Below are 17,627 nucleotides of genomic sequence, written 5' to 3' on the forward strand. Positions count from 1 at the left end.
AAAAATCTTATAATCTAGCATCATTGCGCCGTCGAATAAAATAGACAACGCTGATTAGTAAAGTGGCAATCAAACCACCCAGAGCATCTAACATCACGTCACCTACATAAGGCGTACGGTTTGGTGTAATTCCTTGATGAAGTTCATCAGTTATGGCATAAAGTACTGTTGCAATCCAAGAAATAAGCATGATTGATTGATAGTTTCTATTCGTAGTCCTGTGAAGCGCGTAGAAGATAAGTAAGGTTAACAAAAGGTAAACCGTTACATGTGCACCTTTTCTAATAAAGAATTCTATAAAACCTGCTATACCTAAAGTTGCCACGCTTACCTCACTATGATGATAAGTAAAAGAAATTCCAGCAAACAGAGGGGCAAGTCCTGAGAGCTCAAACCAGTCACTAAGGAACGGCTTTACATCTTGCTCCTGATAAGGTGTAGATGATGAATAAAAAATAACACCCATCCAAACGATGGAAGGGATCCAATATACGAGTTTTTTCATAGTTTCCCCACATTTTGTAAAACTAGTTTATATTTTAGCATATTTCACCATAGATTGTGAGTTTTTTACAAAAAAATAATATTCTATAATTACTGGCCGTGATTATTCAACGTACACCGGTCTTTCTGAATCAGGACCAGATATGTAATTAGTGACTAGAGTTTTTCACAATAGAAAGAAGGCTCTAGCAAGCCTGTGTTCCTTATTAAGATTCAGGACACCTTCGTATATTGTCATTCTTGTTAATTCGGAAACAAAGAGTGATTAAATAGTGGACACTTCCATAAACCGACATTTTCCCAAAGTAAAAAAGCGCTACTCCTTGTAGCGCTTTTTTACTATTATAGGCTAGCTATACTCTGAATGTAGCGTCTCTGTCAAGCTCGTGAAAGCTTCTTGATCACGAATATCCAATGACTGATCAATTAAACGCTGCAAGTTACTTTTCTCAAGTTCCTCGATAATGACTGAGATATCATGATTTTCCTCAATAATATCCTCCACATCCTCTTGATAGTATGGTGAAGTGATCGAGTGTAGATGGGTCAGAAAATCTGGAAGTTCCAATAAATCGGCTACGGACACATAGACAATACGCTTCCCACGCTGGAATACAAAAATATCGAATACATTATGAACGCGCTTACGTTTCCGGTCAATAATAATCTCACGCGACTCTTTAGGAATAAATTGATACAATTCCTCATCAATAAACAGGGAAAAATACTGGTAGGCTAAAACAATTCGGATAAATCGCTTATCTTCTTTTACATAATATGGCTTCAACATTTTAACGTTTAGCATATCACCCACCCCTTTGAATCAGAATATTCAGTATTTTACTCTATTATCGCTGATTTGTTAAGAAATTGAAAGGATTTAATGAAAACGCCTTCATTTATACTACAAAAATTCATCTATACATATATATTCCTCATTTTTTATGATGCGAAACAAAAATTTCCGGAAAAATGAAATACTGCATACCTTCCTATATTGAGTTAGTTAATCATGGCTGACTAAAAGTGAACGGAAGTGATCTTGAACAGCTAAGTATATTTGATAGTTGGTTGAGTATTCGGGATGAAGTTGTTTATATTTATGTATGGCTTGTAACCCTTCCACCATAAAGTCATCCTTTTTTCCTATTACGCCCATATCTGAAATGATTTGAAGAACAACTGTTTCATAATCTTTCATGTCGGTAAAAGCTTGATAAATCATCTCTTTCATAAACTTCTTCTCCTTTTCAAGTTACCTTCGTGTACTTTTTTCATATCCCATTACTTTTTTTAGTAGGTAATATTGATTATAATCTTTAGTTAATTTTTGACAACTATTATCGTTCGTCATTATTCTGCAATTTCTGCAAAGTATGTCTCGGAAGTCAGCGTTCTTTTTTAAAAACTGCGTAATTCATCCTTGTGAAGAGAAACACTTTCCGTTACAATGTCCATTACACGTAATAATATGTTTATTTCAAGTGGACAGGAGTGTGACAAATGGAGAATACCATCACAGTAGGATTATTAGGCTTAGGTACAGTGGGAAGCGGCGTCATTGAAATTCTTAACGATCATGAAGAAAGCATTCAACATAAAACAGGGTGTCATGTAACCATTAAGACCGTTCTAGTGCATGACATCGCAAAGCCTCGCCATCTTCCTACAAACACAACTCAATTAACAGATCGATATCAAGATATTACGGAAGATCCAGAGATTGATGTTGTTGTCGAAGTGATGGGAGGAATCGATCACACGTTAACGATCGTATTGGAAGCAATGGAAAAAGGAAAACATATTGTAACGGCTAATAAGGATTTGATCGCCCAACACGGGGCTCAACTTTTCGAAACGAGTCAGAGAAATAGCTGTGATTTATACTATGAAGGAAGTGTGGCAGGCGGAACCCCAATTATCCGGCCGATTTTAGATGGATTATCATCGGACCGTATTAGTAAAATGATGGGTATTGTCAACGGTACAACCAATTACATTTTGACTAAAATGACAAGGGAAGGCGTTGACTTTGATACGGTACTGAAGGAAGCACAGGACTTAGGGTTTGCTGAAGCGGATCCGTCTGCTGATATTGATGGTTTGGATGCGGCTCGTAAAATGACCATTCTATCAATCTTAGGGTTCTCCATGCCGTTTAATTTGGAAGACGTTGCCGTGAAAGGAATTCGCGGATTATCTTTATCTGATATCAAATATGCCAAGCAGTTGGGTTATTCTATTAAACTAATAGGAATTGCCGATCATAATGAGACAGGTGCTTCCGTCAGTGTGGAACCTGCTTTGCTGCCCGTCGCTCATCCACTTTCCTCTGTTCATAACGAATACAACGCAGTCTATGTGTACGGAGACGCAGTAGGTGAAACGATGTTTTACGGTCCTGGTGCTGGGAAACTTCCTACAGCAACGGCTGTCGTGTCTGATCTAATTGCCGTCATTAAAAATTTACGTTTAGGCACTTCTGGATCTGCCTACGTTCAGCCCCAGTTTCCTAAACATATCAAGACGAGAAAAGACCAGCTCACGAAAAAATATCTACGTCTGCATGTTATGGATCAACCCGGGATGCTCATGGAACTGACGAAGATTTTTGCCCAATACGGTATATCTTTTGACCAAATTATCCAACGTCAAGCGGATCACAATGATGAACGCGAGCTCATGATGGTTACACACCAGGTGAGCGAAGAAGATTTTGACAAAGCCTACAATGAACTTGAAGCACTGTCGACGATCCGTTCAATTGACAGCGTTTTTCGAGTAGAAGGAGGGGAATGACATGTGGAAAGGATTATTGAATCGCTATCCAGACCTATTACCAATTAATGAAAGAACCCCAAGTTTAACTTTATATGAGGGGAACACTCCCCTCCTCCCAATTCCAACGATATCAAAGGAACTTGGTATCGAAGCTTATGTAAAAATCGAAGGAGCCAACCCGACAGGCTCATTTAAAGATAGAGGGATGGTTCTCGCGATGGCTAAGGCGATCGAAGAAGGATCAAAGGCCGTGATCTGTGCTTCAACAGGGAATACTTCAGCCTCCGCTGCCGCTTTTGCCGCCCGTGCCGGACTGCGCTGCATCGTCGTCATTCCTGATGGAAAGATTGCTGAGGGTAAGTTGGCTCAGGCGGTTATGTATGGCGCAGAGATTTTTGCAATTAAAGGGAACTTTGACCAGGCATTAAAAATGGTCCGGGAAATTGCTGACAAGGAACCGATCACTCTTGTGAACTCGGTAAATCCATATCGTATCGAAGGTCAAAAAACAGCTGCCTTTGAAGTATGTGACACGTTAGGAAAAGCACCAGACTTTCTATCCATCCCTGTAGGTAACGCCGGCAACATAACGGCTTACTGGCGTGGCTTTAAAGAGTACCATGAACGGCATGGCCATCAGCTGCCGCAAATGATTGGATTTGAGGCAAGCGGATCAGCGGCCATCGTAAGGGATGAAGTCGTTGAAGATCCAGAAACAATCGCAACCGCCATTAGAATAGGGAACCCAGCAAGCTGGCAGCCAGCTGTTGCAGCAGCCAAAGAATCAAACGGCAGCATTAATGAAGTCACAGACGAAGAAATTGTCGAGGCCTACCAGTGGCTAGCCCGAACAGAAGGCGTGTTTGCAGAGCCAGCCTCCTGTGCATCTCTAGCTGGAACAATTAAAAAGGTGAAGGATGGCACGATTCCTAAAGCGGCAAGTGTCGTACATGTGCTGACAGGAAACGGCCTAAAAGATCCTGTGACGGCGATTGATACGAGCCAAATTAAACCAACAGTCATCGAAAACGACATCCAGCAATTTGCAGATGCCATCACAGGTGTCCACTCATGAAAGGGATCACCATCCGAGTCCCTGCCACTTCGGCAAACCTCGGGCCTGGCTTCGATTCGATTGGTATCGCTTTATCGAAATATGTCACCCTTGAGTGTCAACCAGCTGACCAATGGCACTTTTCTGTTGCCAAAAGGGATCAGCCCTTTATCCCGAGTGGGGAAACGAATCTTATTTATAAATCCGCCTTATTCACTGCCTTTCAATACGCTATTGAACATCTGCCGCCTTATCACGTAACAATGACGAACGATGTTCCGGTTTCAAGAGGGCTCGGCAGCTCTTCGACAGCAGTTGTAGCCGGGATTGAGCTTGCTAATCAAATTCTTGACTTACAATTAAGTGATTATGACAAACTGAAAATAGGCTGCAGTATTGAAGGTCACCCAGACAATGTTGCCCCAGCCATATTCGGTGGAATCATGGTTTCCAATTATGATGGGAACAACCTTGATTACGTTCACTTTACAAAAGGGATGGACGAGCTGTCATGGGTCACTGTTATTCCAAGTTATCATGTGGAAACAGAAAAAGCGCGAGCCGTTCTGCCAGAGAGTATGAGTTACAAATCAGCCGTTCTCGCTAGTGGAACCGCAAACGTATTAGTGGCCGCTCTAGCAGAAAAAAATTGGGAGATGGTCGGTAAAATGATGAAGCGTGATCAATGGCATCAACCTTTCCGCTCTGAACTCATTCCCGACTTTCCAACGGTTTCTAAGATTCTGGACGAACATGGTGCGCTCGGGAGTTACATTAGCGGGGCTGGTCCAACAATGATCGGCTTATTTCAAGACCTGACAACCGATCAAAGAGCCATTATCTTGGACAAGCTTCAAAAACATAGAGTAGAATTTTTAACGATAGATACAACCGGATTAAGAACAGCCGTACGTCTAGGCCAGTGATCATTTCACTGGTCTCTTTTGTTAAAATTTATTCCATTAAATCATTAAAATATATCTCATACTAATGAGCGAATTTTTTTGAAAAAATGTTTGATAATGTGTGAAAAATCCGAGAAGTTATACTATAAAAGTGGGGGTTAATTGGATACAATAGAATGAGAGAATTTAAAAAGGAGTTATACGACTATGGGGAAAAAAAGCAAACAATATGACTACGATTTAAGGGAAGTAAAACGACAAATCGAAGAAACCGACAAAAACTACCGCGAAATAGCTCAAAATACAGGCTGCCCTTATGCGAGTGTCGTTTATCACGGACGTAAAATTCGTGGCCGAGTCAATCGCAGCAAACACGATATTGTTACAGAATTACCACAATCCGCCATTTTCTCACCTGGAGAAAAAGTGCATGAGCCTGCACCACTTTTCGATGGAACGACATTAAACATCTCAAGAAATAACATTTCCATTCAAGATGCCGAGCGGGAAGCAGCAAGGATGATTAAAGCAGCTAGAGCTCTGGGCTTGAGTAAAATAAACATTACCATTGAGAAATGAGCCATGTCCCCGATGGACCTGGCAGGTGTTCATAAAAAGAAACACGTCCCGATTGTTAAATTATTAGGACGTGTTTCTCTTAATGAACCCCTCTTTACGATTCATTAAGTCTACAAGAACTCTTTATTAGTGTATGTTCAAAAAGTTGAAGAATGGGAACGTTGTCAAAGATCGTCACCTCCTGTGACAATGTCGACACAAGCATGTTCCTTGTGCGTCGCAAGAAGTTCGAGGCGGGACAGTTTTGAGGACCACAGCGTATGCCTTTCCCATGTGAGGACCGGAAAAACCGAGCAACGAAGAAATGCGCCCTTTATCATTTGGTGACTTTTTGAACATCCTCTATTAGTGTGCCTTCCCCAAATCTTAATCGTATTCTACCTTACGTTTTCCGATTTTTCATAATAATTTTTCTAAAATAGGGTAAATAGAATGATAGATTCATTTTCTCTATGATATTGGTTCGTATCTCTTAAGACTTCGGAGGAAATTAGAAAAACTTAAAAAGGAGACATTTTGATACATGACCCATCATTCTAGACCACTTGCACCTATTGTGAAAATTTGGCTTGATGATCTCCCCACCTCATTTACCCATGCTTTTGTTGAACGGCTTGACTATGAGTGGATGGTTGAGGTGGTTAACCCCTTCCCTATCCCACTCATTGAAGATAGAGAGTACGTCTTACAAATCTCATTCGAGCAGGATAACGGCCACTTCTATCCAAACAACGACATCCAATCTTTTGATGTCTCAACAGGTAACGAATTCACCATCTACCGCTTCTTCATGTATCCACCAACCTAACCCCCTCCCTTTTACTTCCACCTCAGGTCATCCAGAATCTGGATGACCTGAGGTGGAATTTTTTAGATTTACTTTAGCGAATGTTTATAGTGATGCTTAAAACGAACATCTGCATACGACAGGCTTTTGTGGATCCTGTCTTAATTCTTATGTTATCTTTTACATAACAAAAGAAAGGAAGATCCCATTGTTTTATTTATTGTTTGCTGCTTTTTTTATCATCTATTTAATAGTCGGCTACCTTACAGAGCTAGAACTCTCATCATTTGCCGTCGTGTTATCAATTACACTCGTCCTCACAAACTTGTACATGTTCTTCAAAAACAGAAAAGAAGAAAAAAAGTAAAAATACCCCACCTCAGGTCATCCATATATTGGATGACCTGAGGTGGGGGTTTTTGGTAATTCAACGCTTATGTTAGGATGTTTAGGACAAGCGGTATGGTGACAACGCTGATGATGGTGGTGATTAATGTAATACTTGAGACGAGATCAGGTTTAGAGTCAAACTGAACAGCATACATCGTCGTTGTTGCAGCTGAAGGCATAGCTGCTGAAATAATCAACACATTTGCCATTAAATCACTCATTGGAAGCAAGACCGTCAAGCCCCACGCAATTAAGGGAGAACCCACTAACCTCAGTGTAGCAGCATAAGAGATTTTACCCCAATCCAAGCTTTTCACCGTAATATTAGCAAGCTGCATTCCTAACAAAATCATTACCGTCGGGATCGTTGCGTTCCCTACAAGGGACACGCTTGACATCAGATTCTCTGAAATAGTAATAGGTAAAAATTTCATGATTAATGCAATAATAACCGCATAGGTTGGTGGCATTTTCAGTACCGTAGAGATCGCCATCCTCACCCCTGCCGCTCCTTTTGCCGCATAATATACCCCAAAGAAATTCATCACAATTTGTTGCAGCACCATGAAGGATACAGAGTAGACGAACCCTGCCTCTCCAAAGGCAAACAGGACAATAGGCGCACCGTAATTTCCCGCGTTCATGAAGGCTGTTGATAAAATCATGCCGCTTTCTATCGAAGTATCAAATTTCACCACCTTGGCTACAACCTTATTAATCAATAGAATACTGAATAGTAACAGTACCGAAAACACTAACATCATAATATACTCGTTGTTAAACTCCGCCTGATAAAACGTCTCAAATACAAGACATGGAAGCATGATGTATAAAACTACCGTTGATAATGATTTAATTTCAAGCCGCATAAACTTTTGCAGGACAAACCCTGCTAGAAAAACAAGGACAACGGGCAATACGACCTGGAAGAATATTGTCATAAGCAATCCCCCAAAAAATAAATAAAATGAACTCTATTAGTTTATCAAAAAATTAGTCGTTATACATAATATGCCACCTCAGGTCATCCAGATTTTGGATGACCTGAGGTGGCATATTTATCCTTTTAAATTTCCTGCAGGATTTTTAGGGAGGGTGTCGAATAGTAATTTAAAGGTTCAAAAAGAAAGGATGTTGTTATGGCGAATCCCAAACGTGTATGGTTTCCTCACGCCAGTTACCACATTACTTCGAGAGGAAACCGAAAAGCCGATATATTCTTCGACCCAAGCGATCGCTATTATTACCTTGAGCTCCTTGCCAGAAATAAACGAAGCTATCCTTTTCACCTCCATGCATATTGCCTCATGACAAATCACGTTCACCTGCTAATTGAAACGATCGACCACCCTCCCGGAATTTTCATGAAGGAACTCCATTCCAACTATGCCATGTATTTTAACAAGAAATACGACTATGTAGGTCACCTCTTTCAAGGGCCATATAAGGCGGAGCTTCAAGATGACATAAATGCCATGCTTCAAGTCAGCCGGTATATTCATTTAAACCCCTGCCGTGCAAATATTACCTCTTCACCTGAGGAATATCGATGGAGCAGTTATCCCCACTATCTTTCAAAACGACCACCCAACACACTTATTACCACCTCAACACTCCTCTCCTACTTCAAAGACAAAGAGGAATATGACTCGTTTGTAAAATTACCATTAAAAACCACCTCAGGTCATCCATAAATTGGATGACCTGAGGTGGAAATTTTTACCTTCATTCCTTTTATTCTTCTTTAAGCCAAACTTCTCCATTTTTGTACTGGACTTGTTCCGGATACCTTAGATCGGTTACTTCATCCTGTGCTTCTTGTGTTGGTGGTGCCGTAGATAGTGACACTATGATATTTGTTAGAATAGCTGCTGTAGCACCAAATACACCTGCTCCCGTATCGATGATTCCTAAGATAGTAAACCCTCCATACTTAGCAGCAAAAATATAGCTAAGCGTAACCGTTAAACCAACGAGCATTCCAGCTATAACACCAGGTCCATTTGCCCGTTTCCACCAAACACCAAGGAACAAAGCAGGGAAAAAGGATCCTGATGCTAAAGCAAAGGCCCAGGCAACAATTTGTGTGATGGCTCCTGGTGGGTTTAATGCGATCAACCCGGCAAAAACAGTAGCAAGGACAATCGACCACCTTCCCACAGCTAGTCGTTTCTTTTCACTAGCGTTAGGATTAATACTACGGAAATAAATATCGTGTGAAAGCGCTGCTGAGATCGCAATCATTAACCCACCAGCTGTTGATAGTGCTGCAGCCATCGCGCCAGCAGCCATTAACCCAATAATAAATACGCCGAGATTAGCAATTTCAGGTGTAGCCATAACAACAATGTCATTACTGATCATGATTTCTGTCCATTGTAAAACACCGTCACCATTAGAATCTGCTAAAGATAACTCCCCTGTATCAATCCAAGCCTGTGTCCAAGCTGGCAGGCTGGTCAATGAAGATCCCGCTACTTCCGTCATAAGGATGAACCTTGAAAAAGCTGCATAAGCTGGAGCAGATAAATACAGTAAGCCAATAAAGAGAAGTGCCCACGCCCCGCTCCATCGTGCCGCTTTCATCGTAGCAACCGTATAAAACCGAACAATAACGTGAGGAAGCCCTGCTGTACCTGCCATCAATGTAAACATTAATGCAAGAAACTGCCATTTTGTCGCTTCCGTAAAAGGAACTACATATTCGGTGATGCCAAGCTGTTGATCAAGCACCTGTAATTCCTGAATAATTTGACCGTAAGATAACCAAGGTGCAGGGTTTTGTGTAAGCTGTAAAGACATAAAAATAACTGGAATCAAATAAGCAATAATGAGGACGAGATATTGAGCCACTTGTGTCCAAGTTATCCCCTTCATTCCACCCATCGCAGAATAAAAGGCAATGAGTACAACCCCGATCATTGTACCCGTCGCTGTGTTCACTTCAAGTAGACGTCCAATAACAACACCTGATCCTGATAACTGACCAACGGAGTACGTAAAACTAATAATAATCGTCGCAATTGCAGCAATAAGCCGTGCCGTATTGCTACGATACCTATCTCCGATAAATTCCGGAACTGTATAACGTCCATATTTTCTAAGCTGTGGTGCTAGTAAAAAAGTTAAAAGCAGGTAACCGCCTGTCCACCCCATAATATAAGCGAGTCCATCATAACCAAGTGCCATAACGGTACCAGCCATACCAATAAAAGAAGCTGCACTCATCCAGTCAGCACCAATAGCCATCCCGTTAAAAACAGGTGGAACTCCGCGACCAGCCACATAAAAGTCTGACGTGGCACGTGCTCTATTAAAGATCGCGATCCCTATATACAGAGAAAAGGTAGCGACTATGAGGATGAGTGATACAGTAAACTGTCCATCCACAATAAAATCCCTCCATTAATCGACTGTTTGATTTGTACTATCTACAAACTTTGGATCGAAGCCGAATTTTTTATCAATTTTGTCACTAATTATTGCATTAATAAAAAGTAAAATAATAAAAGTTACCACTGCGCCTTGAGATCCCATATAATAGTGAAAAGGAATACCCATTACAGTAATGGAGGAAAGGCCTCTGGCAAAAAACACAACAAGATAAGATGCAAGAAAACCAACTGTTAAGTAAATGACAATCATCGTCGTTCTATATTTAAAATAAGCCTCAGCCTTGGCCGGATCCATTTTCCTCATTTCTACACCTCCTTTCCTAAGGGAAAAATTCACCCTTGCAAATTAAAAATAAAACGAACCGTGTCCCAGAACGGCATAGGAACCATCAGCACTTTTACAAAAGCAAATCCAAAAAGACTTAATAATGGAACAAACATAAAGACCACTTTCTTTCTTCTTAAAGCAAGAACGACGGAAACAATTGTAATTAATGAAAGAATGATTACTGCTGTCATAGCTAGTCCTCCTATTTTGAAACGTTATCATTTTACGCAAAATAAAAAGAGGATATGACCGATCCTCACCTTTTATCTAAATAATCTGAAAACAAAAATGTTATGTATAATATTACAGAAAAACAGAAAAAAATGTCAATCATGTAAAAAGACCTATTCATAGATGTCAAAAAACCCCACCTCAGGTCATCCATAATTTGGATGACCTGAGGTGGGGTTTTTTGGCATTTGCTTTTATTTCTCTTCTTTTTGCTGGGCTTGGATTGCTTTGCCTATGTGCCCGTTATGTTTAGTAAGAGCTGCATGAACGTGATCGCCTTTAAGAGAGGTTAGTAAGGATAGGATCGCTGGCTTTACGGCCCCGTATTCAACAAGTGCCTGTGCCGCTTCTTCCTCGATGACACCCGTCGCCTCCATAATAATATGCTTTGAGCGAATTTGTAACTTTTTGTTAGTCGGCTGCACGTCAACCATTAAATTACTATACACTTTCCCTTGTTTGATCATTGTGCCCGTCGATAACATATTTAAGATCAACTTTTGTGCGGTCCCTGCCTTTAATCGAGTCGATCCCGTGATCACCTCGGGCCCCACCTCTGCAACCAACGTTCGATCTGCAGCCTTCTCCATTTCTGAATCCTGTGAACAGACAAGCGCAAGTACAAGAGCTCCCTTTTCTTTTGCCAATTCCATAGCCCCAATCGTATACGGGGTACGCCCACTCGCCGCTATTCCAACCACCACATCTTGACTTCTGACCTCTCTTCCTTGTAAATCAGCACGTCCCCTTTCCACATCATCCTCTGCCCCTTCAAAAGAACTTGTAATCGCCGCTTCCCCGCCAGCAATGAGCGCTTGAACATCTTCAGGATCAGTACTAAACGTAGGAGGACACTCAGATGCATCTAGAATCCCGAGACGGCCGCTCGTGCCCGCTCCCACATAAATCAGTCGTCCGCCTAGCCCCATGCGTTCCGTAATGCCATCAATAGCCGATGCAATCTCCGGCAGAATTTTTCCAATAGCCTGAGGAACTTGGCTATCCTCCTTGTTCATTAACTGTACGATTTCCAAACTATTGGCCTGGTCAATCGTCAATGTGCTTGAATTTCTCCGCTCCGTAGAAATTTCCTTTATATTCATAGACTGATCCCTCTCTTATCCAAAATTGACGAACCACAGAACTACCAGTTCTCTTTTTTTCTAGCAACCGAAAACGCCCCCATATAAGCGGGACGATCAAGTCGTTTCACTTCACAGAAAGTGCAGGTGAGATTTCTGGTGAAATAAGACTGAAAATGTTCACTTTCTAACAGCACACTCCCTGCGATCACAAGCGTCGACCTCTCATCAAGCTGCATCCTCGTGTATAGCTGTTGCACTTGTGCAGCAAGCTCACAAGCTTTTTCCTCAAGCAGTTCCAAAGCCTCCCGGTCTCCCTCCTTAGCAAGCCGTTCCACGAGTAAGGCAAGCTTACCCACGCCGGATTTATCCTGAGCATAGAACCACATCTTCACGCCATTAACGTCCGTGACTCCCATATAGGTCAAGATCTTTTGGCAAAAGGGCGAACGTTTCAAGTCCATTTCAAGGGTATATGCCACTCGTTGAACCGCAGATCGACCGAGATCGTAACCCCCTCCTTCATCCCCAAGCAAGTGCCCCCACCCACCACGGATAAAAAGTTGCTCATCTTTCTTTCCTACGTGAATGGATCCCGTACCTGCAATGGTAAGAATCCCTTCCTGAGCAGCCAAACCTGCCTCGTAAGCCAGTTCCGCATCGCTAATCAGCGTGATTTTTTCAGTCGAATGCCACGAATCTGGAATGACGATTTTGTTTTTCAAAGTTTCATACCCTGCCATTCCGATAACAATATGATTAACAGGTTCTAGGGTAGCTTGCATACAGGCACCTATCACGTTTTCAATATGCTGAAAGGCCTTGTGCTCATTCACCAAAGGATTTCCGTATCCTGATTCAAAGGTGAAGAGGACCTCTTCTTGTTCATTTATGAGTGCACCTTTCGTAGACGTTCCACCTGCATCTATACCTATGATCATGTATTTTCTTCCCGATGCATCGGTGACTGATGGTATAGGACTAACATATGAATCTTATTCATTCTTAAAACGCCTCCCACACAGTATATAATTTCATTTTTATCAAAATTTTATTGAAATTTAATTTCATTATATCATATAATTATCTTGTAATGTAAGCGTTTTAATTCTAATTAATAATTACTCAGCAAACCTGTTATCCGCTGAAACCTTACCAGTCAGCTTTTCGTTCATTTTAATATATAATGTAAGTTCGATCATATAAGTACAGAGGAGGAATCGAATCACCATGTCGTACACATCTGGCGGCTTAGCCATGTTAAAAAGTGTAGAAAATACCCTGCCCACTTCTGAACAAAAGATTGCTAAATATATCTTATCCTCACCGGAACCTGTCATAACGATGACCGTAAAAGAACTTGCTGAGCAAAGTGAGACAAGTTCTGCTGCCGTCATTCGCTTGTGTAAATCACTGGATTTAAAAGGTTTCCAAGAACTAAAAATGAGGATTGCCGGAGATGTTCAAAAGCCATCTTCTTCGGAATACCGAGACATTGATAAAGGGGAATCGATTCACCATATCATTGAACAAATGACACATAATGGGGTTCAAATTATAAAAGAAACCGAGGAAATGCTTAGACGGGAAGATGTAGAGCAGGCGGTTCAGGACATCCATGAAGCGAATTCAATCCATTTGTTTGGCATCGGTGCCTCAGGGCTTGTGGCTGCTGATGGACAGCAGAAGTTCTTGCGGGCAGGACGGTACGCTTTTTATTTACAAGATCCCCACATGTCTTATACAACGTTATCCAATGCGAGGGAAAATGATGTAGCCGTCGTTGTATCTTTTTCCGGTGAAACGAAAGAAGCGGTTCAATTTATTCGACTGGCTAAGAAAAATGGCATGAAGACCATCAGTATTACTAAATATGGTTCTACTACCATCTCACAGCTTGCTGACATCGCTCTTTACACGTCATCAACCCAGGAAGCGATGATTCGCAGTGCTGCTACCTCATCAAGACTAGCCCAGCTTCATGTCATCGACACTCTATTTATGAGTTATGTATCCAACCACTATGATGAAGTCATCCAATCACTCGATCGCTCCAGGGCCGCTATCGACCAACACAAGAACTAAAATAAGATGGAAAAAAACACCACCTCAGGTCATCCAAAATTTGGATGACCTGAGGTGGTTAATTAAGGAAACTCTATTTATGGAAATCAGGGTGTGTGCCTTTTCCTTTTTTTACATGGATTTGGGCTAGAATTGGGTCATGGTCACTTGCTCGCCCGCTTGCTTCAGAAAAATCGGCATTAATATGAACCGCATCAATTTTCGTATCTTTTTTCAAGTGGTCACTGACAAGAATATGATCGAGCACCTGAGAATTCCCTTGATAAATATAGGAATAACGATCCTCAGTCGGAAGTTCTTCTATCATATTCGTTAAATCATCACCCGCGAGTGTTTGCACTGGTTTTGAAAACACAAAGTCATTCAAATCCCCAAGCACAACTATATTCTCCCTCTTCACTTCTTCATCAACTTCTTCAACAAAATCATTTACCACTTCAGCTTGCTGTACACGCTGTACTTCACTTCCAAGTACGACTGGGTGCTCTGCTCCAAACAATGCCCCATCGCCACCTTTTGAATTAAAATGGTTCGCGACAACGATCACTTTTTCACCATTGAATTTGAATTCAGCAGCCAATGGCTTACGAGAATCATCAAAGGCATCATTCGTTGGCTCAATACGCCCTGGATTGAGCGTCAGGCCTTCTTCATTCACATCAACAGCTGTCACTGCATCGCCCTTAGGCTTATCCGTCAACGACACTCGCTTCGGATTGTAAAGGAACCCAACACGAATGTTTCCACCTGGCTGGCCGCCATCCATCTTATCGACCGGCGCAATATCAACAAACTTATAACTTGGTCCTCCTGCAGCTTCAATCGCTTCAATTAAGGCCTGATAGCTCTCATCCGCTGCAACTGTCCCATCATCTGTCGGGCCATTATTATCTTGAACCTCAGTCAACCCGACAATATCAGGACCGTTCAAATTCTTAACAAGCGCATCACCTAAACGAGCGGCTTTTTCCGGATCACTCGCCGTTGAGAAATTCTCAACATTATAACTCGTCACGGTCAGCTTCTGTTTCGAACTCTTAAGCTCCGTCACCTCGCGCTCCGTTTCCCCATCCATTAGCTCAGGAAACTCACCAGTTGGACGAATCTTAAAGTTGCTATACCCATAGCTGACAACACCTGTGATCATTTCATTAAAGTAATCCCCCGTCACAGCGTCAACTCCAAGACCATCAACATCAATCAACAATCGCTCAGGATTATAATCATCAGGTGAAATCAATAAGCCATCTGCACGGGTAAACTGCTGGTCCTCACTCGCCTCACCGTACACCGCAAGCTCCTCATATTTTACCGGCGCCGCAACCGTCGCATCTTCAATGCCAATCAACATTCCTTCAAGACTTTCGTAAAAGTCCAAGCCATCCTCTTTGGCATCGAAAGACTCCATCCCATCATCTTCAATCACTTTCGTCGGCTGCTGGCGGTCAACGCCTAACACAATCGGGTTCGGGAGTTCGGTTTCATTCGCTAGAACGCTCACCTCTGATGCACTAATTTGTGTTGTCAGTAAATCCTCTGCATCGTAGTAACCTTCTTCACGCCACTCTGTGACTTCACCGGCTACTTCTACATGATCGCCCACTTTTACTGTACCTGAACGGTCGTACACATAAATCCCTTCAGATGTAGCCACATTGTCATCTGACTTTAAGCTCTGCATGTAAAAGCCGTTCGTACCATCAAGTTTTGTAACGACACCTTCCACATTTTCCACAACATTTCCTTCATATGGTGATGTATGACTCGCCCCTTGGATGTCATGGATATCAACATCATCAAGAGGTTTCAACACAGTATAATCGAAGCTAGCTACTGGGCTTACTTCACCGCTTTCCTTAACGACCACCGCTTTAAGCGTTGTATCCTGCTCGATTGCGATCGGTTCTGTGTACTCTTCGCTGCTTCCATTCGGTTCAGATCCATCTGTCGTATAGTGGATCGTCCCATTTGGCTGCGCTGTATAAAGCTCCACTTTTTCACCTATCACAAGGGAACCTGAGGCAGGATTCGCTTGAACAGCGAAAACTTCATCAACAATATCCCGCTCATTCCGCGGAACAAGCCTATATTCATTAAAACTATAGCTAACAACACCAGATATTTGCTCATACGTTTTTCCAACTTCTAAAGCATCTTCATTGTTTGGTGTAATGGTAAATGTTCCTGATTCACCTGCTACGGTAAAATCTCCGTAACTATTTTTCGATAAAACTTCAACATCTCCGACTTGAACAAATTCTCCTTCAATCGCTTCGCCTTCCTCTTTGGAAAATTGCTCGGAAGTTACTTTTTGTGGACCAGGTACGCCCACATCAGCTGTCACCACTTCAACATTGGCTGAAGAAGCAAGAATTTGTTGCATTCCGTAATAGTCAGAGAACTCACCCGTTGCGCTCACCTTATCCCCGACTTCAGCAGACAACCCAGGAGCCCGAACGATGATGCCGCCTGTTTCATCCTGAATGTACAGGTTGGTCTGCCCTCCTGTGTTAAAAGCTGCTGTCGCCACACCTTCGACTTTAACAGTTGACCCAGGTTCACTTGCCCGTACATCAGCAATAGATTGCAATTCAACCGGAGGTACATCCGACATTTGATAGCTTCCTAGATATTCCGTTGTATCTTTAGCATAGCTATCCCATTCCTTTGTCGTATCAAACGCGTCCTCTGTGTTTGTATCACCAGCGGTCACTGACTCTTTGCGAACAAGCGTAACGTCACCAGCAAATGATTCCTCACTGCCAATTTGACCTATAGAATCTACGACTGCCCCATCCTTTTTCAATACAATAGGGTCGTTTCCGTTAAAGTTAATCGCCGAATTATTTGTCGCATCGGCACTCGCTAAGATCTCTTCATTCGCACGACTGTTAGCCGCAACAAAAACCTCTCCGCTGGCAAGTGTGCCGGATAGACCGAAAGTACCCGTCGGTTCTAGTGAGCCATTCGCATACATCTCAATTGTGTAGGCAGATAAATCTACCTCATCATCCGTGGCATTGTAGAGTTCAATTGCTTTGTTATAACTGCTGCCCTCTATGTATTCTGAAAAAAATAAATCGCTGCGCTCTTCCGCTGCATGACTTTGAGGGATCACGCTTGAAAATGGACTTAATGCCAAAACAGCTGCTAAACCTGTGACGACCGTCTTTTTGAATCTCATCCAATTCCTCCTAAAATAGTAGTATAAATCTATTAATCCTCCCCAAGTATAAAAGATAATTTGATCATATTTATCTTTTTTATGTAAAAATCACAAATTACATCAAAAGACACAACATAAGACGTCCGACCACTAGAACCATTCCACCTCAGGTCATCCATTTTCTGGATGACCTGAGGTGGAATGATTTTCTTTATCTGATAATATTTTACTTATCTAACATCACTATAATTACTATAAGCAAGGCTACAATCAGATTAATGGCATTTCATAGAATAGGATCGTAAAATAATAAATGTGAAAGAATAACCATGAGGTGATG

General features: G+C 41.9%; 18 protein-coding genes. 8 read left to right on the forward strand and 10 right to left on the reverse strand.

All coding sequences use genetic code 11. The features are described 5' to 3' along the window. Window positions 1–7 precede the first annotated feature (7 nt). The 3 genes from MUO14_RS05665 to MUO14_RS05675 all read right to left on the reverse strand — a co-directional run bounded on the left by MUO14_RS05665 (window position 8) and on the right by MUO14_RS05675 (window position 1,738). Complete coding sequence (locus MUO14_RS05665; protein WP_244754103.1) at window positions 8–505, reverse strand: VanZ family protein; 498 nt, start codon at window positions 503–505, stop codon at window positions 8–10. A gap of 348 nt (window positions 506–853) precedes the next feature. Continuing rightward, the gene (locus tag MUO14_RS05670) at window positions 854–1,309 is read right to left on the reverse strand and encodes an IDEAL domain-containing protein (protein ID WP_244754104.1); all 456 of its coding nucleotides are present in this window, start codon (window positions 1,307–1,309) and stop codon (window positions 854–856) included. Window positions 1,310–1,510: 201 nt separating this feature from the next. Then, the gene (locus tag MUO14_RS05675) at window positions 1,511–1,738 is read right to left on the reverse strand and encodes a hypothetical protein (protein WP_244754105.1); all 228 of its coding nucleotides are present in this window, start codon (window positions 1,736–1,738) and stop codon (window positions 1,511–1,513) included. Window positions 1,739–2,007: 269 nt separating this feature from the next. On the opposite strand from MUO14_RS05675, the gene MUO14_RS05680 reads away from it, so the two are divergent. From MUO14_RS05680 to MUO14_RS05705, 6 genes are all read left to right on the forward strand, one after another. Beyond that, the gene (locus MUO14_RS05680; RefSeq protein ID WP_244754106.1) at window positions 2,008–3,303 is read left to right on the forward strand and encodes a homoserine dehydrogenase; all 1,296 of its coding nucleotides are present in this window, start codon (window positions 2,008–2,010) and stop codon (window positions 3,301–3,303) included. Between the two features lies 1 nt (window position 3,304). After that, window positions 3,305–4,360: a threonine synthase gene (thrC, locus tag MUO14_RS05685; RefSeq protein WP_244754107.1), complete on the forward strand. Its 1,056-nt coding sequence runs from the start codon at window positions 3,305–3,307 to the stop codon at window positions 4,358–4,360. After that, a complete protein-coding gene (gene thrB, locus MUO14_RS05690) occupies window positions 4,357–5,265 on the forward strand; it encodes a homoserine kinase (protein ID WP_244754108.1) in 909 nt (302 codons plus the stop codon). The genes thrC and thrB overlap by 4 nt, the downstream gene beginning before the upstream one ends. 186 nt (window positions 5,266–5,451) lie before the next feature. Further along, complete coding sequence (locus MUO14_RS05695) at window positions 5,452–5,823, forward strand: hypothetical protein (RefSeq protein ID WP_244754109.1); 372 nt, start codon at window positions 5,452–5,454, stop codon at window positions 5,821–5,823. A gap of 523 nt (window positions 5,824–6,346) precedes the next feature. Then, complete coding sequence (locus MUO14_RS05700; RefSeq protein ID WP_244754110.1) at window positions 6,347–6,631, forward strand: hypothetical protein; 285 nt, start codon at window positions 6,347–6,349, stop codon at window positions 6,629–6,631. 187 nt (window positions 6,632–6,818) lie between these two features. After that, window positions 6,819–6,977, forward strand: coding sequence for a hypothetical protein (locus tag MUO14_RS05705; RefSeq protein WP_244754111.1), 159 nt, complete (start codon window positions 6,819–6,821; stop codon window positions 6,975–6,977). Window positions 6,978–7,044: 67 nt separating this feature from the next. Here the strand turns inward: MUO14_RS05705 and MUO14_RS05710 are convergent, their stop codons facing one another. Then, window positions 7,045–7,941 carry an AEC family transporter gene (locus MUO14_RS05710; protein ID WP_244754112.1) on the reverse strand — a complete coding sequence of 299 codons (897 nt, stop codon included), beginning with the start codon at window positions 7,939–7,941 and terminating at the stop codon, window positions 7,045–7,047. 198 nt (window positions 7,942–8,139) lie between these two features. On the opposite strand from MUO14_RS05710, the gene MUO14_RS05715 reads away from it, so the two are divergent. Further along, window positions 8,140–8,694, forward strand: a complete 555-nt coding sequence (locus MUO14_RS05715; RefSeq protein WP_244754113.1) for a transposase — start codon at window positions 8,140–8,142, stop codon at window positions 8,692–8,694. Between the two features lie 40 nt (window positions 8,695–8,734). Here MUO14_RS05715 and MUO14_RS05720 read toward each other — a convergent pair whose 3' ends face one another. From MUO14_RS05720 to MUO14_RS05740, 5 genes are all read right to left on the reverse strand, one after another. Beyond that, window positions 8,735–10,390, reverse strand: a complete 1,656-nt coding sequence (locus tag MUO14_RS05720) for a sodium:solute symporter family protein (protein WP_244754114.1) — start codon at window positions 10,388–10,390, stop codon at window positions 8,735–8,737. Between the two features lie 15 nt (window positions 10,391–10,405). Further along, window positions 10,406–10,699 (reverse strand): DUF4212 domain-containing protein, encoded by a 294-nt coding sequence (locus MUO14_RS05725; protein WP_244754115.1) that lies wholly within the window; start codon window positions 10,697–10,699, stop codon window positions 10,406–10,408. Window positions 10,700–10,728: 29 nt separating this feature from the next. Next, window positions 10,729–10,914 (reverse strand): hypothetical protein, encoded by a 186-nt coding sequence (locus MUO14_RS05730; RefSeq protein ID WP_244754118.1) that lies wholly within the window; start codon window positions 10,912–10,914, stop codon window positions 10,729–10,731. 234 nt (window positions 10,915–11,148) lie between these two features. Further along, the gene (gene murQ / locus MUO14_RS05735; protein ID WP_244754126.1) at window positions 11,149–12,057 is read right to left on the reverse strand and encodes an N-acetylmuramic acid 6-phosphate etherase; all 909 of its coding nucleotides are present in this window, start codon (window positions 12,055–12,057) and stop codon (window positions 11,149–11,151) included. 41 nt (window positions 12,058–12,098) lie between these two features. Further along, on the reverse strand, window positions 12,099–12,977 hold the full coding sequence (locus MUO14_RS05740; protein ID WP_244754128.1) for a BadF/BadG/BcrA/BcrD ATPase family protein: 879 nt from the start codon (window positions 12,975–12,977) through the stop codon (window positions 12,099–12,101). Between the two features lie 289 nt (window positions 12,978–13,266). Here MUO14_RS05740 and MUO14_RS05745 point away from each other — a divergent pair, with 289 nt between their 5' ends. Next, window positions 13,267–14,121 carry a MurR/RpiR family transcriptional regulator gene (locus tag MUO14_RS05745; protein ID WP_244754130.1) on the forward strand — a complete coding sequence of 285 codons (855 nt, stop codon included), beginning with the start codon at window positions 13,267–13,269 and terminating at the stop codon, window positions 14,119–14,121. Window positions 14,122–14,194: 73 nt separating this feature from the next. Here the strand turns inward: MUO14_RS05745 and MUO14_RS05750 are convergent, their stop codons facing one another. Further along, window positions 14,195–17,305 (reverse strand): chitobiase/beta-hexosaminidase C-terminal domain-containing protein, encoded by a 3,111-nt coding sequence (locus tag MUO14_RS05750; RefSeq protein ID WP_244754132.1) that lies wholly within the window; start codon window positions 17,303–17,305, stop codon window positions 14,195–14,197. Between the last annotated feature and the right edge of the window lie 322 nt (window positions 17,306–17,627).

The organism is Halobacillus shinanisalinarum (genome assembly GCF_022919835.1).
In the GTDB taxonomy this organism is placed as follows: Bacteria; Bacillota; Bacilli; order Bacillales; family Halobacillaceae; genus Halobacillus_A; species Halobacillus_A shinanisalinarum.